Below are 23,517 nucleotides of genomic sequence, written 5' to 3' on the forward strand. Positions count from 1 at the left end.
TAACGCATTCCACTAATAGCCTAAAAAGCGCGGTAAATAAATACAAAAGTGGTCCTTCTTACTAGTGTTTTTTCAGAATAAGCCTTATACAGTCCTGCAAAATTGTTTTTGAGTTTACTATTCGGAAATTACCATAATGCTTGAACTAAAAAACATCCTCCAAGGAGGATGTTTTTTACAAAGGATTATCTTGTGGTAGAAATACTGTTATTGTTGTTCCAGTATCCTGTTCACTTTCTATTTTTATATCTCCATGATGCACTTCCACGATATGTTTTACTATGGCTAACCCCAATCCAGTGCCACCAGTATTCCTGCTTCTCGCTTTGTCCACCCGATAAAATCTCTCAAATATTCTCGGGAGAGCTTCTTGCTCAATTCCTATACCTGTATCTTTAACTTGGATGTAAAATTGTTCTTCTTTTGAACCAATGGAAAGACTTACATTGCCACCCTTAGGTGTATAGTTAAAAGCATTATCCAAGAGATTAATAATTACTTGCTTTACTCTTTCCTTGTCAGCCTCAAAAGTATTTACTTCTTGAATGTTTAAAGCTAAATGAATTCCTTTTTCTTGAGCTTGATGTTTAATTAATGGCGAGATATCTTCCATAAGTTGTTCAGCATCTATTTCTTCAAGATCTAATTTAAAATCTTCTTTTTCAAGTTTTGATAAGATTAATAAATCTTCTATTAGCAACTGCAAGCGATGACTTTCATTATAAATAATAGACAGAAACTCATTATGCGTATCTCCGTCTGTCAACGGTGTTTCCATTAAAGTTTCAGCAAACCCTTTAATAGAAGTAATAGGAGTTTTTAACTCATGAGAGACATTAGCCACAAAATCCTTACGCATGAGTTCAAGCTTTTTCATCTCTGTAATATCATAGATAACCAGAACTGCACCTTTAAGCATATTGCGTTCATTAAAAATAGGTGCACCAACAATTTCTAAATAAAACTTATCTTTATTCTTGTAATTGGTGAAGGCATATTTTATGTTTTTTTCATATAAAAAAGCTTTTTGTACCGCTTCATGGATAACTTCATTTTCCAGAACATCATAATATAAGTATCCACGGTAATCTTTTGGTGTACCTCCAAACATATCTATGATCTTTCGGTTCACCAGATGAATATAGCCTTTTGAATCGATTAATATCAATCCACTTTCGGTATTGTCAATGACAGTGGATAATTGTTCTGATTGCATTTGCTCCTGTATGGACAGTTCACTTAGATTTCTGGCCAAAGCATTAATTCTTTTGCTTAGCTGACCGATTGTATCATTTACCGGATGGTGGAATCTCGCTCTGTAATTACCCTTTACAATCTCATCAACTGTTTTTGTTGCCTTCTTAATGGGCTTCATATATTTATCATAGAAATGTAGCAAAAATAACAGAAATATAATAAATTCGATCAATAAAACCGCTATTAGTATAAAGAAGTTTTCGATAACCTGTGATAGAACAAAACCGGTAGTCGTTATCACTAACAGTATTCCAATCACATAGGAGATAAGCGGTTTTGAAAACAAAGCTCTCATGATGTTGGTACCTCCAATTTATAGCCGAGTCCTCGGATTGTTTTTATATAAGTAGGTTTTTTTGTGTCTGGCTCGATTTTTTCTCTCAGATGGGAGACATGCACATCAACAATTCGGGTATCGCCAACGAAGTCATAGTCCCATACTCCGCTTAGCAATTGATCACGGGAGATAACTTTTCCTTTATGTTTAGCAAGGTAATGCAGTAATTCAAATTCTTTTCTAGTAAATGTGATTATTTTATTGTACATTTCTGCCTCATAGCGTTCTGGATAAACAATTAAATCTCCTATACGAATCGCTTGAAATACTACTTTATCATCTTTATTTACTCTTCTTAAGATAGCTTTAACACGAGCAATAACTTCTTTAGGGCTAAAAGGTTTTGTTAAATAATCATCGGCCCCAAGTTCCAGTCCTAATACTTTATCGAACTCGTCATCTTTCGCTGTTAACATAAGTATAGGAGTATCAATTTTATTTGCCCGCAAATATTTACAAACCTCCATACCATCCATGCCGGGAAGCATTAAGTCTAGTATTATGAGGTCATATTCAGTTTCAGTTGCCTTGCTAACTGCTTCATTACCGTTATAAGCTACATCTGTTAGAAACCCGGCTTTCTCCATATTAAACTTTAATAAAGTAACAATTGACTTCTCATCATCAACGATCAGAACCTGCGGCTGCATTTCACATCCTCCATTTCTCCAAAACAACGGAATTTCTTTCGTTGACTCTATCTTACAATGAATAATGAGGAATGTGAACATAATAGCCATTTGTAAATTTTTTTTTACATAGAGAGGCTACATCTTTTTGCCTTATTCAGTTTCTAAAATATGAACGTCCATATACCACTTAATCCTCGTTTGGGATGAATTTAGTCTTCACTCTGGTATCATTGAAATTTCTAAACATAATTAAGTAGCAACAGTAAAGTAACCTGTTAAAAGAAATTTTCTAAAGAATTGGCTATTAGTGAGTTAGGTTTGTAGGAAGGACAAACCTGTACTTTTCCTTGAATTACAGTATCCCCTGTATTGTCAAAACCATTTACAGACATGGCTATCTGATGGTTTCCCTGATCAATTGCTATTATTTCAACGTGCAATTTTATTTCTGTATTATGGTGAACAATTTTAGGAAATGTCATTTCATGTTGTGTGATATGACTGCCAGGACCAGGCAAATGCATGGAAATCAAAGAGGAGATCATTCCAAAAAGCATTACAGATGGGACAATTGGCTTTTCATACGGTGTTTGTGACGCATAATCGTGTTGTATGTATAGCGGGTTGGCATCATCAGTTAATCCCAAATAGAGGAGTAAATCTCTATCATTAATCATCTTAACTGCTGTATAGCTATCTCCGACTTTCAAATCTTTTATCTCTTTTCCCAGCATTCTTTTTTTACCTAACATATTCCCCACCTCCATTAATGTAAGCGTTTTCTATTATATCAAAATCTTTGCTTTTTGCCTAATAAATATGTTTTCAAAAAAGTTTCTGTTCTTTTTGCATTGCCATATTGCATTTTCATTTTAAAAAACTTTGGACCGTAAATTCTAGATCAGTACTAGATTTGAAAGTTCCGATATATGCATAAGAACTTTTCCTATCTTAAAAAAAGCCTGTACACCATTATGGAGTACAGGACTTTTTCATCTAAGTTATTTTAAAACGTTTAGAACATTTTTTACAGACTCTGCTGATTTATCTAAAGCAGCTCTTTCTTCATCTGTCAGGTCTAACTCAATAATTTCTTCAATGCCTTTTCCGCCTAATACAGTTGGTACACCAAGATAAATATTAGTATAACCATACTCACCTTCAAGATAAGCAATTGATGGTAATACGCGGCGTTGATCTTTAAGAATAGCTTCAGCCATAACTGTAAGAGAAGCGGCTGGAGCATAATAAGCACTTCCGTTTCCAAGCAACCCTACGATTTCTCCGCCACCCTTGCGCGTGCGATCAACAATAGCATCTAAACGATCTTTAGAAATTAATTTTTCTAAAGGTATACCTCCAGCATAGGAATACCGTATTAACGGTACCATATCATCACCGTGGCCACCTAAAACAAAACCCGTAATATCTTTTACAGATAAATTTAATTCCTGTGCAACAAACGTACGGAAACGAGCAGTATCCAGCACACCAGATTGCCCAATGACACGTTCTTTAGGAAAACCAGATTCCTTGAAGAACGTATAAGTCATAGCATCTACAGGATTAGATAATACGATTACGTACGTATCTGGTGAATATTTTTTCACTTCCTGTGCAACTGTCTTCATTATTTTAGCATTCGTATTCACCAAGTCATCACGACTCATACCTGGTTTACGTGCAATTCCTGCTGTAATAATAACCAGATCAGAATCCTTTGTTTCTTCATAATTGGATGTACCAATTATGTTTGCATCAAAACCTTGCACAGGACTAGCTTCTAGCATATCAAGCGCTTTTCCCTTCGTTGGATCTTCCATATTTGGAATATCTACAAGAACCACATCACCCAATTCCTTCTGTGCAAGCATTAATGCTGTTGTCGCACCAGTAAATCCGGAACCGATCACTGAAATTTTGTTTCTTTTAATAGCCATTTTGGAAATCCTCCTAATCTGGGAATATATTTAGTCCATATTCTTAATTAGCTCATCACCAAACTCAGAGCATTTTACTTCTTTAGCTCCATCCATTAAACGGGCAAAATCATATGTTACTACTTTAGATGCAATTGTCTTATCCATTGCTTTTGTAATGAGATCTGCTGCCTCTCTCCACTCTAAATGTTCAAGCATCAATACAGCTGAAAGTATTACAGATGATGGATTTACTTTATCCATGCCTGCATATTTAGGTGCAGTTCCGTGAGTTGCTTCGAAAATAGCATGTCCAGTAGCATAGTTAATATTGGCTCCTGGCGCAATTCCAATTCCACCGACCTGTGCAGCAAGCGCATCAGAAATATAGTCACCATTTAAGTTCATTGTAGCTACTACGTCAAACTCTTTTGGACGTGTTAAGATTTGTTGTAAGAAAATATCTGCAATTGCATCCTTAACAACAATCTTACCCGCAGCTACTGCCTCATCTTGAGCTTTATTTGCAGCATCTTTGCCATCTTTTTCTACGATACGGTCATATTCAGCCCATGTGAATACTTTGTCACCGAATTCTTGTTCAGCCACTTCATATCCCCATGCTTTAAAAGCACCTTCTGTAAATTTCATGATGTTACCTTTATGTACTAAAGTAACACTTTTACGGCCTTCATTTAGCGCATATTCAATTGCTGAACGTACTAGACGTTTTGTGCCTTCTTCAGAAACAGGCTTAACTCCGATGCCGGATGTTTCAGGAAAACGAATATTATTTACGTTCATTTCATTTTTAAGGAAATCAATTACTTTTTTAACTTCATCAGAACCTTTTTGCCACTCAATACCTGCATAAATATCTTCTGTATTTTCACGGAAGATAACCATATCTACTTCTTCAGGACGTTTTACTGGAGAAGGAACACCTTCAAAGTAACGCACTGGGCGAAGACAAGTAAATAAGTCGAGTTCTTGACGTAAAGCAACGTTTAAAGAACGAATACCGCCACCAATTGGTGTTGTAAGAGGACCTTTAATTGCAATTTTATATTCATTTATTTTATCAAGCGTATCTTGTGGAAGCCATTCGCCAGTTTTATCATACGCTTTTTGCCCTGCGTACACTTCCATCCAATCAATTTGTTTCTCGCCATTGTATGCTTTCTCAACAGAGGCTTCAATTACTTTCTTAGCTGCTGCCCAAATATCCGGGCCTGTGCCGTCCCCTTCGATAAATGGAATAATAGGATTATTAGGTACATTCATCTTACCGTTTTCTACAATGATTTTTTCTCCCTGACTCATAATAAAACCTCCTGTAAATTTATCTGGCTAATTATTTTACATTTGCATTATAACAAATAGAGAATGTAAAGTCTTCATGCAGGAATAAACTGCATGATGTTTATATTATTTCTACAAAAGAGCATCCTAAAAGCCGGGATCACCGGCTTAACTTGACTGCTATTTAGCGCTGTTCAATGGAAACATATTCCGGTGATTCTGGACCTACATACTCTGCGCGAGGTCGAATTAACCGATTGTTATCGTATTGTTCCAAGATATGTGCGATCCAACCAGAAACACGACTAACTGCAAAAATAGGTGTAAATAGATCATGATCTATACCTAAGCTATGGTAAACCGATGCAGAATAGAAATCTACATTCGCCGGAAGTCCTTTATTTTCTTTAATATACTCTTCAATTTTAACAGACATATTATACCATTTTGATTGTCCTGTTAGTTCAGTTAATTGTCGAGACATTTCTTTTAAAAACTTCGCGCGAGGATCACCACTTCTATACACACGGTGTCCCATACCCATAATTTTTTCTTTGTTATTTAATCTCTCTTTAATATAAGGGATTGCATTCTCTTCTTCCCCTATTTCAGTAAGCATTTTCATTACTCGCTCATTCGCTCCACCATGAAGAGGCCCCTTCAATGCACCAATTGCTGCTGTGACTCCTGAATAAATATCAGATAAAGTAGCAACACATACTCTTGCAGTAAATGTGGATGCATTTAATTCATGATCTGCGTGAAGGACTAAAGCTTTGTTAATCGCTTCAACTTCTATATCTTCCGGCGCTTTGCCATTTAGCATATATAAGAAGTTTTCTGCATAGGAATATTCCTTTTTTGGTTGAACAGGATCTTTACCCTGTCTGATACGAGCAAATGCTGTCACAATCGTTGCAATTTTCGCTTGGATTCTTACAGCTTTTCGCTTATTAGCATCCTCTTCCATAACGTCTGCTTCTTCATCGTATAATCCGAGCAGTGATATCGCAGTACGTAATGCTGCCATCGGGTGAACCGTGGAAAGATCATATGACCGAAGATGATTAATAACAGCTTCAGGTAAGCTCATTTCAGCTGCCAAATCTGCTTTCAATTCATCTAATTCCGACTTATTTGGTAGCTTTTGATTCCATAATAAATAAACTACTTCCTCAAAACTAGAATTTTCGGCTAGATCATCGATCTTATAACCAACATAAGTCAGTTGATCATCAATAATTGAGCTAATTGATGACTGAGTTGCTACAACCCCTTCAAGCCCTTTTGTTGTTGTCATAACAAACCCTCTCCTTTTCATAAATTGTTCATAGGATACTATCTATTCAAGACAATATATTAAAATAGTACATTGTCATCCCCCATGAACATTATAAAGTATAATGAGAACAATGTGAATTGAAACCGATTAAATTCATCAATTAATTTATTCAACCTACCTTATTTGCTAAAAAAATAGATATTTTCTTCAGTAAGTCACAGTTAAATATTAATAAATAATGTCCTAACCCTCTTTTGTGTCTCATATATATAGAAAAAATCTTCTATAAAATGGGGTTATTTTTATGTACAAGCAACTCTTTCCACAGATTGCAAGATTCCTTATTGTCGTTTTCTCAATACTCATTCTATATATCCTTATACGCTATACAGGCTCTATTCTACTTCCAATAATAATAGCCACCATTCTGGCTATTATTATTCACCCTTTAGTGAGTTTTATGGAAAAAAAACTTAAATTCCCAAGAATTGCAGCTACGTTTAGTGCTATTATATTAATATTTTTAATTATGATTGGAGGCATCTTTCTCCTTATTACAGAAGTTATTCAGGGGACAGTGTACCTAGCGGAACATGTACCTACATATTTTCGACAAGCAATACAGCAATTAAATGAATTTATTCAATTAAAAATTCTCCCTTTTTATGAAAAACTATTATCTATTTTTAATAGTTTGGAAAATGGGTATCAATCCGCTATTGAGGAATACTTGAAGCAAGCAACAAATAGTATTGCTGAATCCGGTTCTGCCATTTCACAAGATCTGTTACTTAAAATTCCGTCCTATCTGACAATGCTCCCTGGCTCCATAACTATTATTATTTTTCTATTATTAGCAACATTTATTATTACTAATGATTTAAACAACCTTAAGTATATGGTAAGTAAAGCAATGCCGGTGCAGTTACATTCGATCATTCGAGAACTTATTACCCAATTTAAAAAAACTACCCTTGGTTTTATCAAAGCCCAAATAATACTTGTGATTATTTCCGCAATAATTATTTTTGTTGGTTTAACAATTTTAAATATAAAGCATGCTTTTACTATTTCCTTATTCGCAATCGTTGTAGATTTACTGCCCTATATTGGAACAGGGATTATTTTCATTCCATGGATTTTATTTTTATATATTACAGCCGAATATACACTTACTATTCGTTTAGTTATTCTATATATGATAGTGATTATTGTAAGGCAAGTTATCGAACCAAAAGTCTTATCATCGAGTATCGGCATACATCCGTTAGTAGCTTTAATAACCTTATTTGCAGGGGTTCAATTATGGGGAATTATGGGGTTTCTTCTCACACCGGTTTTTTTAATAATTTTAAATGTCATCTATCAGGCAGACATATTGAAAAAGGTGTGGTTATTTATAAGAAGCGGCTAGTACTACCACTTCTTATAAATAATTGTCTTATTTTCAACTAATCGTTTAAGTAATTTCTGAATACTGTCTCTGAACATTCCGCGTGTATATGGAAGCACAAGTAAAAAGCCAACGGCATCTGTGATAAAGCCTGGTGTGAATAAGAATACTGCTCCAGTAAAGATACAAATTCCATCCATGATATAAGCAGTAGGCATTTGTCCATTACTTATAGAGAGCTGGGCACGATTCCATGTTTCAATTCCTTGCTGTTTTGCAAGCGTAATACCGATAATGCCAGTTAATATTATTAAAAGGACAACCCACCACGGACCAATCAATCCGCCGATCCAAATAAACACACCAATTTCCAGGGCAGACAAAACTAATAAGGTTAGCATTAACCAACGCATAATCTCACCTCTTCTTTCTCTCAATAATGTAAAGAAAAAGAAGGGAAGCCCCTTCTTTTTCTTATAAAACCTTACAAGACTTTTGTATGGCCTTTGTAGATATCTCCTTTTGTCCCATCAACCGTTATATCTTGGCCATCCTTAATTGTATCAAATACTTCCTTGACACCAACTATGACCGGGATACCCAAACTTAAACCTACCACTGCAGCGTGGGAGGTTAGACCACCTTCTTCTGTAATAATACCACCTGCTTTTTCAATAGCTGGCATCATGTCACGGTCTGTCCCATATGTGACAAGAATATCTCCTTCGCTCAACTTCTCGATGGCTTCTTTACTGTTTTTAGCAATCACTGCTTTTCCATAAGCAGTACGTCGGCCAATACCTTGACCTTTTGCGATGATATCTCCGATTACATGAACTTTCATAAGATTAGTTGTACCACTTTCTCCTACAGGTACACCAGCTGTAATGATTACTCGGCTCCCATGTTCTACCAATCCAGTACTTAATCCACGGTCAATTGCTATATCAAGCATTTCATCAGTAGAATGAGCTTTGCCTCCCATTACAGCATGGACACCCCATACTAAAGAAAGTCTACGGTTAACGATATCAGAAAACGTGACAGCAATAATTGGCGCTTGTGGTCTGTATTTTGAAATCATGCGAGCAGTATGTCCACTTTCCGTTGGAGTAATTATAGCACTCACTGCCAAATTCATTGCGGAATGCGTTACTGACTGACTAATCGCATCAGTAATAGTCATGTCTACATGTTTCGACCGATCTTTTAAGATTGAATTGTGATCAAGCCCTGTTTCTGCCTTTACTGCAATATTATGCATTGTTTGCACAGACTCTACAGGATATTCTCCAGCTGCTGTTTCCCCTGAAAGCATAATGCATCTGTGCCATCAAAAATAGCGTTGGCTACATCGGAAGCCTCAGCTCTGGTAGGACGAGGATTCCTTTGCATGGAGTCAAGCATTTGTGTAGCAGTAATAACGGGCTTACCTGCAGTATTGCATTTTTTAATTAATCTTTTTTGAACCAATGGTACATCTTCAGCAGGAATTTCCACACCTAAGTCACCGCGTGCAACCATCAAGCCATCACTTACCTCCAGAATACTATCTATATTATCTACACCCTCCTGGTTCTCTATCTTAGGTATAATATTAATATGAGTAGCTTCATGCTTTTCAAGTAACTCCTGTATTTCAAGAATATCAGACGGGCGTCTTACGAATGAAGCTGCAATAAAGTCAATGCCTTGCTCAATTCCAAACTCAATATCTTTTGAATCTTTCTCTGTAATCCCAGGTAAATTCACCGACACGTTTGGTACATTAACACCTTTTTTATTTTTAATTAAACCGCTATTTAAAGCTACTGTTTGTAACTCTTGGTTTTCCTGATCAATATCTTTTACCTCTAGTTCAATTAATCCATCATCCAAAAGTATTTTTGAACCAACATGTACATCGTTTATTAATCCTTCATATGTTACTGAAAAACGCTCTGCAGTACCCTCTGTTTCTTTCATAGATACGTAAACAGTACTGTTTTTCTCAATATCCGCCTGACCATTTTTAAAATTACCTGTTCTTATTTCAGGTCCCTTTGTATCCAAGAGAATTGCTACAGTTTTCCCGGTATTTTCAGCAGCTTGTCTTATATTTTGGATTCTTGCTCCATGCTCCTCAAAATCTCCATGAGAAAAGTTAAGTCGGGCAACATTCATACCTGCCTCAATTAACTTTTCCAATTTTTCTATTGTTTCGGAGGCTGGACCAATCGTACATACTATTTTGGTATTTCTCATGATAAACATCCTTTCCTACACCTGTTTAGATCGAAAGCTCTTGTGATAATTTGTACATATCTTCATTAATTGTATGTTGTTTTTTTAATACTTCGAGGATGTCGTGGTCAACTAAGTGATTGTTTTGAATACCGACTGTCCGACCTGCTTTTCCAGCTAATAATAAATCAACAGCATAAGCTCCAAGCCTGCTAGCTAATACACGGTCAGAAGCAGTTGGCGAACCACCTCGTTGAATGTGTCCCAAGACGGTTACACGCGTTTCCAGACTTGTTGCTTGATGAATACGCTCACCATACTTAAATCCGGATCCAACGCCTTCAGCAAGTACAATGATACTGTGCTTCTTCCCTCTTTCACGTCCGCGTTGCAACTTTTGAATGACTTCTGAGAAATCATCCTTTCTTTCAGGGATGAGTATACTCTCAGCTCCATCTGCCAACCCGGCCCATAAAGCCAAATCACCAGCATCACGGCCCATTACTTCTATTACATAGGTTCTTTCATGAGAGGTAGCTGTATCACGAATTTTATCAATAGCTTCAATAACAGTATTTAATGCCGTATCAAAGCCAATGGTGAAATCAGTTCCAGCTATATCATTATCAATTGTTCCAGGAACTCCTATACATGGGTATCCTCTCTCAGTTAACTTTTGAGCTCCACGAAAACTTCCGTCCCCTCCAATGACAATTAGTCCCTCTATCCCGAATTTTTCAAGTTGTTGAATTCCCCTTGCTTGACCCTCAGGCGTTTTAAATTCATCACTTCTGGCAGAATAAAGTATAGTACCACCACGGTGAATAATATCACCTACAGAGCCGACCTCCATTTTAAATATATTTCCTTCCATAAGACCCTGGTAACCATATTTTATACCATACACTTCTAAGTCATGAAAAATTGCTTTTCTGACTACTGCTCTAATCGCAGCATTCATACCTGGCGCATCCCCACCACTAGTTAGAACTCCAATTCGTTTCATTATAAAATTCACCTCTGTTGAGCGGATTTTCTAGTTTAATGTTCCTTACTTAAAGATAAAACGAAAACGTTAAAATAGCAATCAATAGCATAATTCCCATAACGAATGGAAAAAAGTAAGATACTAACCTGAATAGGAGAGTAAAGGCAGGATTTACTTACAACAGCGAAAGAGACTAACAATATGTCAGCCTCTTTGAAGATCATAAGTCTATTGATTGATCCAACTTATAATCACCGATCTTCTTGTACTTTTCCCATCTTTGTTCAAGTAGCTCATCTTTTGAATATGCTTCTAATTGCTGCAATGATTTTTCCAGTACTGCATCCATATTTCTGGCTTGCTCTTCCAAGTCTCGATGAGCTCCCCCTTTTGGTTCTTGAATAATCGTATCAATAACACCTAGCTCTTTCAAATCGTAAGAGGTAATTTTCATGGTTTCAGCAGCTTTTTTTGCTTGACCAGAGTCTTTCCATAACAGGGCAGCTGCACCTTCTGGAGAGATAACTGAGTATGTAGAATTCTCCAGCATGTGAATGTGATCTCCAACTCCAAGCGCAAGCGCACCACCACTACCACCTTCACCGATGACTACACAAATAATAGGAACAGTTAGACCGGCCATCTCCATAAGGTTTCTGGCGATGGCTTCACTTTGGCCACGTTCTTCTGCCGCTCTACCAGGATAAGCCCCCTTTGTATCAATAAAGCAAATAATCGGTCGGTCAAATTTCTCTGCTTGTTTCATATGACGCAAGGCTTTGCGGTAACCTTCGGGATGAGGCATACCAAAGTTTCTGCGTATATTCTCTTTCGTGCCTTTTCCCCGCTGGTGGCCGATTACAGTTACAGGCTTTTCTTTATAAAATGCAATTCCCGCTACTATTGCTTCATCATCGCCGAATAACCGATCACCATGGAACTCTATAAAATCAGTAAAGAGATTTTCAATATATTCCAATGTAGTTGGTCTGTCTTGGTGTCTTGCCATTGATACACGGTCCCAAGGTTTTAAATTACCGTAAATGTCCTCTTCCAGTTTAGATAGTCTCTTTTCGAGGGTAGAAATCTCTTCAGATAAATCAATATCACTATCCTGCGTAAAATTCTTCAATTCAGCAATTTTTTCTCTTAAGTTGACAATTGGCTTTTCAAAGTCAAGAATTTGTTTCAAGTGACTTCCCACCCTTCTGATGTAGCTGAAGTAAAGTAGATAATACATGCTTCAACTGGTGTCGATGAACTACTTTATCCAATTGGCCATGTTTTAATTGAAATTCAGCTGTTTGGAAATCATCAGGCAGTTTTTCGCGAATAGTTTGCTCAATGATTCTTCTCCCGGCGAAACCAATTAAGGCACCAGGTTCAGCAAAATTATAATCTCCTAATGAAGCAAAACTAGCAGATACACCACCTGTTGTTGGGTGCGTCATAACAGAAACCATTAATCCACCTGCTTTACTGAATCGTTTAATAGCAATAGACGTCTTAGTCATTTGCATTAAGCTGAGCACGCCCTCTTGCATTCGGGCCCCTCCAGACGCAGTAAAAATAATAAAAGGAATGGATTCATCCTTAGCATTTTCAATCGCACGTGCGATCTTCTCGCCTACCACAGAACCCATGGATCCCATTCGGAAAGTTGAATCCATCACAGCAAAAGCTACGCGATGGCCTTCTATTGTTCCTTCTCCTGTAACCACACCTTCATTCAAGCCTGTTTTTTCACGGTCTTTTTTCATTTTCTCTTCATAGTCCGGAAAATCAAGCGGATTACTCGTAATCAACTGCTTGTCCCATTCTTGAAAACTATTTTCATCAAATAAGGAATCAATACGCTCCCAAGCAGTTAATGTATGATGATAGTTACAATTAGGACAAACATTTACGTTTTTCTTCATTTCTTTTCTATAATAAATTTTATGACATCCTTTGCATTTCTGCATTAATCCTTCGGGAACATCTGTTTTTGCCTGTTCACTTGGTATGGATGCATACTTTTTTCGCTTGCCAAAAAAATCCTTAAGCAAGATGACTCCTCCTTTTCGAACCAAACCTATAGCTGCAAAGCAAGCTTTAAGCTAAAAGCCTATTAAAGTTTCTGCCCTTACAACTTAGCTACACTTTTCCTTCACTATAATACATTTCTTTTAAAAAGACTGTCATAAAACGTCGAGCTCATAAATTAATCTTAATTACGAACATGTATATTTTTCAAATAGATTCTCGATCTCCATATATACATTTCTTTTGTATATATCAACTAATTCTACATAAAATGAATCTACTAGTTTTTGTTCTGGCATTGTAACAGAGAATTCATCCATTAATTGCCATATTCTCTGCATCAAAAGATTATCTGTTTTGACAGCTAAATGAGTGAAAAAAGCAGTATGTCTTTCAGTATCACTCATTTTTGAATCAGTTAATAAGTTCTCCATCTTCTGCAGATCATCTTCAGTTAGCTGTTTATAAGCTAACTTAGCACATTCCTTTTCTATTATACGTTTAGAAATTAATAAATCTTTTTTGGTACCATTCCCTTGCAAAATAAAAGAAGAAAGGATTTCAACTGTCTGATAAGGTCGGTACGTACTTATAAAGGTACCTTCCCCATGCTTCGTCTCAATTAATCCCAATAATTCCATTGCTCTTAAAGCTTCTCTGATTGATGATCTCCCTGCTTGAAGCCTATCAGCTAATTCCCGTTCAGAGGGTAATTTATCTCCAGGCTTCAAATCATGATGGTCAATAAATTTCCGGATTTCCTGAAGAATTTCCTGATATACTTTTTGCTTAGGTGACATGGGCACTGCCATGGTTCACTCCCTTAAACCACATTTTATTGATCAATCTGAGTTAATCTCCGAGTTTTCTCTGCGACTTCCTCAGGGTCAACTTCAATTCTTGCTACACCGGATTCCATTGCCGCTTGGGCCACACTTTTGGCAACAATTGGTGCAACACGGGCATCAAAAGGAGCTGGAATTACATAATCTTCATTTAACTCGTCCTCTCCAATTAGAGAAGCGATTGCTTCGGCAGCTGCTACTTTCATTTTCTCATTAATCCTAGTTGCCCGGACATCTAGCGCACCACGGAAAATACCGGGGAAAGCCAACACATTATTCACCTGGTTTGGAAAGTCAGATCTACCGGTACCTATAACTCTTGCCCCAGCCTCTTTTGCATTTTCAGGCATGATTTCCGGATCAGGATTAGCCATAGCAAAAATTATTGCATCTTCGTTCATTTTCTTTACCATATCAGAAGTTAAGGCACCACCTACAGATACACCAATAAATACATCCGCATCCTCTAACATTTCTTCAAGAGACCCTTCTTTTTTTGCCAGATTAGTAAATTTAGCGACATTCTCTTTCACTTCATTCATACCGTATGGGCGATCTTCAAAGATGGCTCCTTTTGAATCACACATAATCATTTCGCGAACACCGAAGCTATATAATAATTTAATAATTGCTATACCAGCGGCACCTGCTCCGTTTGCCACTACTTTAATATCAGAGAAAGATTTCCCTACCAATTTTAATGCATTAATCAATCCTGCTACTGTTACAATAGCTGTTCCATGCTGATCATCATGAAAGATTGGTATATTCGTTTCTTTCTTTAGACGCTCTTCTATGACAAAGCAATTAGGTGCTGCTATATCTTCCAGATTTACGCCTCCGAATGTTGGTTCCATTAGCTTAACTGTTTGAACAATTTCTTCTATATCATGGGTATTCAGACAGATAGGGAAGGAATCTACTCCTGCGAAGCTTTTAAACAAGACAGACTTCCCTTCCATTACTGGCAACGCAGCCTCAGGACCAATATTTCCTAAACCCAATACAGCAGAACCATCACTCACAACTGCAACCATATTTCCTTTCATTGTATAATCATATACTGTTTCTTTACGTTCATATATCTCTTTACATGGTTCTGCCACACCAGGAGAGTAAGCAAGACTTAAATCCTTAGCATTACGAACCGGAATTTTTGAGTTCGTTGTTAATTTCCCTTTATTTACTTTATGAATATGCAATGCTTCATCTCTTAAGCTTGCCATTTCAATTACCACTCCTTATCCCATATCTAATTGTATTTTAATAATTTTATACGCACGCAAAGTGGTCAGACCACCCTTAACTTCTTAATTATAACAGATGGTATTTATGTGTAAAGTATTGATTACTTGCTCTTGTTATCCAAAACTACACATGTTTTTCCAAAATGGCCTGTCATTTCGTTTAAACATTCCGTTGTTGGATGAATGGCAACATCTTTTAATTGGTATGTGATTCGATCATGTTCCAAATATACTAAAACTGGAGTAGTCCCTGGATATCGCCTTGCTATTTTTTTAATAAGCACTAACCCTTCTTCTTTATTATGAGGGGAGAGCTTTATAAACAGCCTTCGGTTATCAACATGCGGCAGCTCCACTTCATCCAATGGCTTCATATCTCCCAGTACCCATTGTAATCTACCGCTTCTGTTTTCTACCTTACCTGTTATAGCTACCAGTTGTTCCTCCTTTATCCATCTGCTCACATCTCGATATAAATCCGGAAACATAACCGCCTCCATTTCTCCTGTCTCATCCCCTAAGGTAAGAAACGCCATGGAGTCTCCACGCTTCGTTCGTATCACTTTCATGGATTGGATAACTGCCCCCGCTTTGCTATTTCTTCGCCCAACCAACTGTTCTGCCTTAAGTAGTGTAGTGAACCCTCCTTGTTGCAATTTATTTCGGTAACTTTTAAGTGGATGACTTGATAGATATATTCCTACCAATTCTTTTTCATCTGTCAATTTTTTAAATTGGCTAAAGTCTTCAATGTCTACATAATTTGCTTCCAATTCCAATTTGTCCTGGAATAAGCTGGGTTGATCATTAAATTCCCTGAATAGTTCTCCTTGTTCCAATGCCTGATCTATGGATGCAAGCAGACTTGCCCGATTTTCATAGGTTTCATCAAAAGCTCCAGCCATAATGAGGTTCTCCAATATTTTCCGATTAATAATTTTCAGAGGTACTCGCATGCAAAAATCAAATATATTTTTAAATCGTCCATCTTTTCGAATACGGATAATCTCTCTAATTACTTGATTACCAATTCCTTTAATACTTAACAGCCCAATTCGTACTTTATTCCCTTCCACAGAATATTTTCCAAAACTGTGATTTATCGATGGAGGCGCAACTTCCACTCCAAGCCCTTTTATTTCTTTAATATATTGCTGTATTTTTTCTTGCTGACCAGCAATAGAACTTAATAACTCTGCAAAGAAATGTGCAGGAAAATGCGCTTTAAAATAGGCCAGCTGATAAGAAATTTTACTATAAGCTACCGCATGGCTTCGGTTAAACCCATAATTGGAAAACTTAACAATCCAATCAAAAATTTCCTCTGCGACTGTTTTATCGTAACCATTAGACAGACAGCCTTTAATAAACGCTTCTTTTTGCTCTCCCATCACTTCCTGCTGTTTCTTACTGACAGCTCTCCGTAAAATATCGGCCTCACCAAGGGTAAAACCGGCAATCTGATGAGCTATTTGCATAATTTGTTCCTGATATACTAATACGCCATACGTTTTGCTTAGAATGGGGGCAAGATCTGGATGTGGATAGGTAGTCTCTTCCATTCGGTGCTTCCTGTTAATATAAGTAGGAATATAATCCATTGGACCGGGACGATACAAAGCATTAACCGCAACGAGATCTTCAAATTCAGTGGGTTTCAATCGTTTAAGTACTTGTTGCATACCTTGAGATTCAAATTGAAAAACCCCATTTGTATTCCCCGCTTTTAGAAGTTGAAACGTCTTTTCGTCCTGTTCAGGAAGATGCTCCAAATCTATTCTCCTTCGAGTGGAGTAATAAATTGTTTCTTTCATTTTTTCTAAAAGTGTAAGATTTCGCAACCCCAATAAATCAATTTTTAACAATCCTACTGCTTCTAAATCATTCATTGGATATTGGGTCAGGAGTCCTTCATTAGCCCCAACGGTTAAAGGAATATGTTCCATGAGCGGTTCTTCGCTAATTACTATTCCTGCTGCATGTGTAGAAATATGTCTGGGAATTCCTTCTAATTTTGTAGCTATAGAAAACAAAACCTTTAACTTTTCCGATTGTTTAACATAAGCTTTAAGCTCGCCTGATTCATTGATAATGTCAATAATTCGTTTATGACCTTGGAGGTTTTTTAAAACAAAGTTACTATCTTCCTGTCCGATATTTAGTGTTTTTAAAAGTTCCCTAATTAATGATCTCGCTGCAAATGTTCCAAAAGTAATGATTTGTGCAACATGCTTTTCCCCATATTTTTCTTTCACATAATCAATTACTTCATCTCTTCTTCTATCCGAAAAATCTATATCAATATCTGGCATTGTTACTCTCTCCGGGTTCAGAAACCTTTCAAAAAGCAGATCAAAACGGATCGGATCGACATCAGTAATGCCTAGGACATATGCTACTAACGACCCAGCAGCCGACCCTCTCCCTGGCCCCACCAGTATGTTATTTTTTTTCGCATATGCTATAAAATCAGACACGATTAAAAAATAATCACTGAATTTCATGGATTTAATGACTTGTAGTTCATACGTTAATCTTTCCGTTATTTCTTTTGTAATTGTTTGGTACCTTCTATCTAATCGATTCCAGCATTCCTTCTCCAAATACGTATGTACATCTTCATTAACATTCAATGGATATGCAGGAATCATACGCTTGGTAAAGTCAAAGGTTACCACACAGTTAGCACTGATTTGCTGATTATGCTTATATGCCTCAGGCCAAGTCTGTTGGAACAGCCCCAGCATTTCTGATGGTGATTTTAAATAACGTTGTCTTACTTCAGGTCCCGACAAACGCATATCCCATTCTTTCCCCTGCTTCATAGCTTGTAAGCAATCAAATGCCACTTCATCTTTTTCGTTTAGATAACGAACATCCTGTAATGCTACCACAGGAAAAGGCTGAATCTGGTAAAAATGATGAAGCTTGTAGTTAATAATTCTCTCATCCTCTGTTCCATGATCTGCAATGCCAATATAAAAACTTTCATCCGGAAACACAGCTTGTCTTGTATGGATATAGGAATTAATATCGGGATCTTCTGCCTTTATTAAAGAAGTCAGTTGTGATTGGGCAGCAGGAATAATACCAAACAATTCATTGGTATAGTGAGATAGTTGATCTAAGGTTATATGGCTACTTTTATTCTCCTGCAAGAATGTACTAAGCTTCATCAAATCATGATAGCCAGTATTATTTTTAGCTAATAAAATACAGGACTCCAGTGAGCCGTCTTCTAATAGAATACTTGTAACCATACCGATGATTGGCTTTATCCCCTTCTGTACACAAGCTTTATAAAAAGAGACAGCACCGTACAACACATTTTCATCTGTTAAGGCAAGTGTATTAAACTGAAGTTCATTTGCTTTATTTACTAATTTATCAATGGTTATAGTGCTGTTCATCAGGCTATAACCTGTTCTCACCTGTAAATGAGTGTATGACATAATATCCCGCCTTCTAGTTCTCTACCTTCTATTATAACAATCTCCAGAGAACATGCATACGGATTACCTGTGAGATTATCATAACCATCCTTATCTTTTCATAAAATAATAGAAGCATGTCCTAGAAGGAGTGTGTATGTAGTGGAAGAACGTTTTTTTGCATCGTTTATTCATTGTTACTTTATTGCGTTTGGTGTCATTATTGGTGGAGCCATAATCGGGAGTATCGGATCTTTTCTTACTGGGGAAGCGCCTATAACCGCTATCAACAGAATCGCTAAAAGCTTACGTATATGGGCCATTGTAGCTGCTATTGGGGGTACATTTGATGCGATTGCTAATTTCGAGAAGGGGCTATTGGATGGTTCTACCTTGGATTTGGTGAAACAGATTTTATTTATTGTTTCTGCAATGGGAGGAGTTAAAACAGCTATCTTATTAATTGAATGGCTAATTCAGGAGGAAATCACATAATGCATATCCCTCCATACCATAAAAAAGTCACTTGGCAACGTTTCTTTGTAGGTATGTTATTCGGTGGTGTTATAGCCTACTGTACGCTTATATATATGTATGGTGAGATGTATGAGCAACTCTTAAAAGAAAATCGGGAATATCGCACAGAATTAACCGAGTTAAGAGATTTAAACGAGGCGCTTCTTCAGGATAAAAAAGATTTAAACGAAAAATCGAAGGAACCTCTTACTGTTGAAACTATAGAAATTAACATCGCTAATAAGAATGAATATCGTTTAGACCGGTTAATCGTTCATGATTTAGAAGAAATGGTGAAAAAGGAAATAAAACATATTATAGGTAGAGATATTTCCATTATTGACAAAAGTGATGATCTTCTAATTTCCTCTATCGAGAACAAAAACTTTACTGTAGATGAATTTACTTATTCATTTAAAGTGGAGAAGCTAGCGATCATCTCCCAAACAGTGAAGTTAACACTTCATGCAGAACTTGCTGATTAATGTGAACGTTTCATGAAATATTTGAAAACGAATGGCAAAGTACAAAAAAATGAAATAAAATAGAATTAGAGACAAATAACTAATTTATTCATATACTAATGAACGGGAAAGGAGAGATTGGGATGTTAATCATGAATGAGAGAAGATTACGAGATGAAAAACTCAGACAATTAAAACAAGGTCGCACCGCTTATGCTGAATCCGGAGAACTAATTAGGTTGATTAAACGGGAAATTGAGAAGGAGCATCTTCATGTCTATTGTGATGATACAAGAACAGGTTGCTGGTTTATCCCAATGCCTGACAGTAAAACAAGCTAGTAATTTCAAACCATATAGAAAGTGTGCTGATTTCCTCCCTCCATTATGAAATCAGCACACTTTTTTATTTATAATCAGAACATGCTATGTGTAGGTCATTGATAACTTTTTCCGCTTCTTCCCATGTTGGTACAGATGCACCTGCAGCCATAGGATGACCTCCACCATTATATTTCGCAGCAATATCATTCACTATAGGTCCTTTTGAACGGAATCGTACCCGTATGAGATCCTCTTCTTCAATAAAGAAGACCCATGCCTTTATACCTTCCACTTCTCCTAATACACCAACTAGCTGACCGGTATCTACAGGACTGACCCCAAATTCATTCAATATGTCCCTTGTTAATTTAACCGTACTCATCCCTTCTGGAGACAATGTGTAATTTGTTAATATATACCCTCGCATTCTTGCTATGGATTCCTTCATACTGTAGATACCATCATAAAGAGCCGTACGGTCAAAATCATAGGCTACAAGCTCAGCAGCATAATGGAATGTCTTTGTCGTAGTACTAGGGAATAAAAATCTTCCTGTATCACCGACAATTCCTGCATAAATAAGTCTTGCTGCCTTTACATTCATTGACAATTGATCTTGTAATTCAAGATAAAACTCATAAATCATTTCACTTGTTGAACTCGCATTTGTATCTACCCACCTTAAGTCACCATAGGTATCCACATTTGGATGGTGGTCGATCTTGATCAGTTTCTCACCTAAATCATATCTCTGATCACAAATTCGAGCAGCATTTGCGGTATCACAAACGATAACTAATGCGCCTTCGTACACTTCCTCCTCAATCGTATCCATTCGCACAAGAAATGTTAGAGATGGATCCTCTTCCCCAACGACATAGACTTTCTTCTCAGGGAAATTCTCCTTAATTAATTCCATTAATGCCCCTTGAGAACCAAGTGCATCAGGATCTGGTCGTACATGCCTGTGAATAATAATAGTATCAAATGCTCTAATATCATCTAAAATTTGTCTTGTAATCATTTTATGACTCCCATCTCAACTACTCTCCTTAGCTCTACTTCCATACCTTAAGAATTATCACTAATATTTGCGGCCACAAAGCAAGCTTTCTCTTTCCTATCCTGATAAAAAAAGTTACAATATATGAGGATATTAAAAAGATAGTAGGAGAGGTTATATGTTTATATTTCCAATCATCATCGTACTTTCACTTGTTTTATATGTATATTATAAAGTCGCCATATTAAAAAGTGAAGATAAATTAACTCAAGCTTATTTTAACGCAAAATCCCGAATATGTCTTGGTAGTTTCGTTTTCTTTTTTGGGATAAATCAGTATATTTTTTATCAGACAAGAATTTCTCTTTTTATTGGCATCGTTTTTCTGATTTTGGGTGGAATGCAGTTATTAAGAGGAATGAAGGAAGTCAAGCACTACCGTAGTGAATATAGGCGTTTGAATCCCAAATAAAAGTCCAAGCTCCTACAATAAAGGAATAATTCGCGAGGAGTCTGCACATTTTCCCTCCGCTAATTACAAAAATAAATCCGAACCATGATTCATTAGTAGTACGAATCGGTTCGGATTTTCTAATGTATAAATTTTTTATGCCTGCCTCTGTTTTTTATCTATCAATTAATTGTGCCATAATCAGTCCTTTGCCGACTACTTTTCTTCCTGTTAAGACCTCTACATCCAATTTGGCATATACACGGCCCGCTTCCAGCAGCTTAGGCTTAATTGTTATTTTACTATCAATTTGTACTGGTTTTATAAAAAATACGGATAGATTTTCAACTACTAAATCACCTTTTTTATAATACTGCAACAGCCTGCTACTTGCCTCTGTAATTAATGTGGTGAATACACCATTGGATAGTGTACCAAGCTGGTTTGTCATTTGGGGGGTAACTTCTGTTTCAAATACAATCTCACTGTCTTCTGTATGGGTAAGATTACGAGCAACGATGTCATTAATCGTCTCTCCAACCTGAGGCTGTTTTTGGATTTGTTGTAATGCCTTCAAAACATCCTGTCTGGAAATAATCCCTTGTAATTCATGAGCCTGATCAACTACTGGTACAACCTCGATTCCTTCCCAAACCATTAAGTGAGAGACGGAAGCAAGCGAAGTTTTAGCTTGTACTACTTGCGGATCCTTGCTCATTACTTTTTCAATATGCACATCATTTGCTTTACCTACAATATCCTTTGAGGTTACCATCCCTATAACTCGCTTTTTGTCATCCACAACTGGAAAACGAGTATGGCCGGATTGATCATTCAGTCGATACCAATCAGCTATCGTATCTCTTGCAGTCAGATAAAAGGATTCATCATAGGAAGTAAATATATCGCCTACATAAACAATTTCCTTTTTAATGAGCTGATCATAAATGGCTCGATTGATCATTGCTGCAACAGTAAACGTATCATAGCTTGTGGAGATAATAGGCAGCTGCTTTTCATCCGCCAACTGCTTAATATATTCCTCTGTATCGAAACCACCTGTAATTAAGACCGCTGCCCCCTCTCCCAGGGCCAGTTCCTGTGCTTTTATTCTATTTCCAACAATGACCAATGAATCTGCTTCTGTGTAACGAAGCATGGCATCAAGCTGCATTGCACCAATGATGAATTTATTTAATGTTTTATGCAGTCCTTCTCGCCTCCAAGTACCTGGCCATCAACAATATTAATTACTTCTGCAAACGTAAGACGCTCAAAGTTTTCTTTCTTTTTTGTCTCAATCCGAATTGTCCCAACACGTTCAATTGTTGATACAATACCTTGATTTTCCGCTTCTTTAATGGCGCGGTATGCCGTACCATCACTTACATTCAATTCCTTGGCAATTTGCCGGACAGATATTTTATGGCCTACTTCCAATGCCAAAATATGCTGAATGATTTGTTCATGTTTTGTAGCCACCGAGGCCCACCAACTTTCAACTGTACTAATATTATCTGTATATTTTATTATACAGTTGAAAGTACATAAACTCAATGATTAGAGGCTTGACGTCTTCTCAACTCTTTCTGTTCCATAACAGGAGGGGTTACCATTTGTAAAAGAGCAGCAAAATTCCCTCCAACTACCAAAATAAAAAAGGCTAACCAACCACCCCAAAAAAGCTTGGCCACAAATCCTGTTTCTTGTGGAATAATTGGCCAAGCAACATATAGTAGAAATGCTGCCAGTAATAAACGCAATACGACATAATGACGCATGTCCCTTCTCCTCCTTCCTATTTATCTATATGAGAATATAGAGAAAGTAGAACACGGTGGATATTGTCTATACGAAAAAGGTAATTACATCACAAAAA

General features: G+C 36.9%; 20 protein-coding genes and 2 pseudogenes. 5 read left to right on the top strand and 17 right to left on the bottom strand.

The features are described from left to right. Positions 1-175 precede the first annotated feature (175 nt). The 6 genes from pnpS to citZ form a co-directional block, all read right to left on the bottom strand. Positions 176-1,552 (bottom strand): two-component system histidine kinase PnpS, encoded by a 1,377-nt coding sequence (gene pnpS / locus JCM12304_RS06380; protein WP_019378613.1) that lies wholly within the window; start codon positions 1,550-1,552, stop codon positions 176-178. After that, positions 1,549-2,244, bottom strand: a complete 696-nt coding sequence (locus JCM12304_RS06385; protein ID WP_019378612.1) for a response regulator transcription factor — start codon at positions 2,242-2,244, stop codon at positions 1,549-1,551. The genes pnpS and JCM12304_RS06385 overlap by 4 nt, the downstream gene beginning before the upstream one ends. Positions 2,245-2,501: 257 nt before the next feature. Continuing rightward, on the bottom strand, positions 2,502-2,978 hold the full coding sequence (locus JCM12304_RS06390) for a MaoC/PaaZ C-terminal domain-containing protein (protein WP_019378611.1): 477 nt from the start codon (positions 2,976-2,978) through the stop codon (positions 2,502-2,504). Between the two features lie 249 nt (positions 2,979-3,227). Then, entirely contained in the window at positions 3,228-4,166 is a 939-nt protein-coding gene (gene mdh, locus JCM12304_RS06395; protein WP_019378610.1) for a malate dehydrogenase, read from the bottom strand. Between the two features lie 30 nt (positions 4,167-4,196). Then, a complete protein-coding gene (icd, locus tag JCM12304_RS06400; RefSeq protein WP_019378609.1) occupies positions 4,197-5,468 on the bottom strand; it encodes an NADP-dependent isocitrate dehydrogenase in 1,272 nt (423 codons plus the stop codon). A 163-nt stretch (positions 5,469-5,631) separates the two neighbouring features. Beyond that, a complete protein-coding gene (gene citZ / locus JCM12304_RS06405; protein ID WP_019378608.1) occupies positions 5,632-6,747 on the bottom strand; it encodes a citrate synthase in 1,116 nt (371 codons plus the stop codon). A 286-nt stretch (positions 6,748-7,033) separates the two neighbouring features. Between citZ and ytvI the strand changes: the two genes are divergently transcribed. Next, positions 7,034-8,143 carry a sporulation integral membrane protein YtvI gene (gene ytvI, locus JCM12304_RS06410; RefSeq protein WP_060679175.1) on the top strand — a complete coding sequence of 370 codons (1,110 nt, stop codon included), beginning with the start codon at positions 7,034-7,036 and terminating at the stop codon, positions 8,141-8,143. 2 nt (positions 8,144-8,145) lie between these two features. Here the strand turns inward: ytvI and JCM12304_RS06415 are convergent, their stop codons facing one another. The 8 genes and pseudogenes from JCM12304_RS06415 to dnaE form a co-directional block, all read right to left on the bottom strand. Next, positions 8,146-8,535 carry an FxsA family protein gene (locus JCM12304_RS06415; protein ID WP_060679178.1) on the bottom strand — a complete coding sequence of 130 codons (390 nt, stop codon included), beginning with the start codon at positions 8,533-8,535 and terminating at the stop codon, positions 8,146-8,148. Between the two features lie 71 nt (positions 8,536-8,606). Beyond that, positions 8,607-10,366: pseudogene (pyk, locus tag JCM12304_RS06420) on the bottom strand (pyruvate kinase). Between the two features lie 25 nt (positions 10,367-10,391). Then, on the bottom strand, positions 10,392-11,351 hold the full coding sequence (pfkA, locus tag JCM12304_RS06425; protein ID WP_019378604.1) for a 6-phosphofructokinase: 960 nt from the start codon (positions 11,349-11,351) through the stop codon (positions 10,392-10,394). A gap of 202 nt (positions 11,352-11,553) precedes the next feature. Further along, positions 11,554-12,525 carry an acetyl-CoA carboxylase carboxyl transferase subunit alpha gene (gene accA, locus JCM12304_RS06430; protein WP_139342797.1) on the bottom strand — a complete coding sequence of 324 codons (972 nt, stop codon included), beginning with the start codon at positions 12,523-12,525 and terminating at the stop codon, positions 11,554-11,556. Further along, positions 12,509-13,381: an acetyl-CoA carboxylase, carboxyltransferase subunit beta gene (accD, locus tag JCM12304_RS06435; protein ID WP_060679182.1), complete on the bottom strand. Its 873-nt coding sequence runs from the start codon at positions 13,379-13,381 to the stop codon at positions 12,509-12,511. The genes accA and accD overlap by 17 nt, the downstream gene beginning before the upstream one ends. A 165-nt stretch (positions 13,382-13,546) precedes the next feature. After that, positions 13,547-14,170: a FadR/GntR family transcriptional regulator gene (locus JCM12304_RS06440; RefSeq protein ID WP_082387995.1), complete on the bottom strand. Its 624-nt coding sequence runs from the start codon at positions 14,168-14,170 to the stop codon at positions 13,547-13,549. Positions 14,171-14,193: 23 nt separating this feature from the next. Then, complete coding sequence (ystJ, locus tag JCM12304_RS06445) at positions 14,194-15,429, bottom strand: NADP-dependent malic enzyme (protein WP_019378600.1); 1,236 nt, start codon at positions 15,427-15,429, stop codon at positions 14,194-14,196. A gap of 122 nt (positions 15,430-15,551) precedes the next feature. Then, the gene (gene dnaE / locus JCM12304_RS06450; RefSeq protein WP_060679184.1) at positions 15,552-18,902 is read right to left on the bottom strand and encodes a DNA polymerase III subunit alpha; all 3,351 of its coding nucleotides are present in this window, start codon (positions 18,900-18,902) and stop codon (positions 15,552-15,554) included. Between the two features lie 141 nt (positions 18,903-19,043). Between dnaE and ytrH the strand changes: the two genes are divergently transcribed. From ytrH to JCM12304_RS06465, 3 genes are all read left to right on the top strand, one after another. Continuing rightward, positions 19,044-19,376, top strand: a complete 333-nt coding sequence (ytrH, locus tag JCM12304_RS06455) for a sporulation membrane protein YtrH (protein ID WP_019378598.1) — start codon at positions 19,044-19,046, stop codon at positions 19,374-19,376. Next, complete coding sequence (gene ytrI, locus JCM12304_RS06460; RefSeq protein WP_019378597.1) at positions 19,376-19,882, top strand: sporulation membrane protein YtrI; 507 nt, start codon at positions 19,376-19,378, stop codon at positions 19,880-19,882. The genes ytrH and ytrI overlap by 1 nt, the downstream gene beginning before the upstream one ends. Positions 19,883-20,004: 122 nt before the next feature. Beyond that, positions 20,005-20,202 (top strand): YtzJ family protein, encoded by a 198-nt coding sequence (locus tag JCM12304_RS06465; RefSeq protein ID WP_019378596.1) that lies wholly within the window; start codon positions 20,005-20,007, stop codon positions 20,200-20,202. 64 nt (positions 20,203-20,266) lie between these two features. On the opposite strand, the gene JCM12304_RS06470 is transcribed toward JCM12304_RS06465, so the two are convergent. Next, positions 20,267-21,208 (bottom strand): DHH family phosphoesterase, encoded by a 942-nt coding sequence (locus JCM12304_RS06470; protein ID WP_060679186.1) that lies wholly within the window; start codon positions 21,206-21,208, stop codon positions 20,267-20,269. A 157-nt stretch (positions 21,209-21,365) separates the two neighbouring features. Here JCM12304_RS06470 and JCM12304_RS06475 point away from each other — a divergent pair, with 157 nt between their 5' ends. Beyond that, on the top strand, positions 21,366-21,659 hold the full coding sequence (locus JCM12304_RS06475) for a YtpI family protein (protein WP_019378594.1): 294 nt from the start codon (positions 21,366-21,368) through the stop codon (positions 21,657-21,659). 154 nt (positions 21,660-21,813) lie between these two features. Here the strand turns inward: JCM12304_RS06475 and JCM12304_RS06480 are convergent. Together JCM12304_RS06480 and JCM12304_RS06485 are read right to left on the bottom strand one after the other, a co-directional pair. Beyond that, positions 21,814-23,120, bottom strand: a pseudogene (locus tag JCM12304_RS06480) (DRTGG domain-containing protein). 71 nt (positions 23,121-23,191) lie between these two features. Further along, complete coding sequence (locus JCM12304_RS06485; protein WP_019378592.1) at positions 23,192-23,419, bottom strand: hypothetical protein; 228 nt, start codon at positions 23,417-23,419, stop codon at positions 23,192-23,194. Positions 23,420-23,517 lie beyond the last annotated feature (98 nt).

Source organism: Virgibacillus halodenitrificans JCM 12304 (genome assembly GCF_001310895.1).
GTDB classification, from domain to species: domain Bacteria; phylum Bacillota; class Bacilli; order Bacillales; family Amphibacillaceae; genus Virgibacillus_Q; species Virgibacillus_Q halodenitrificans.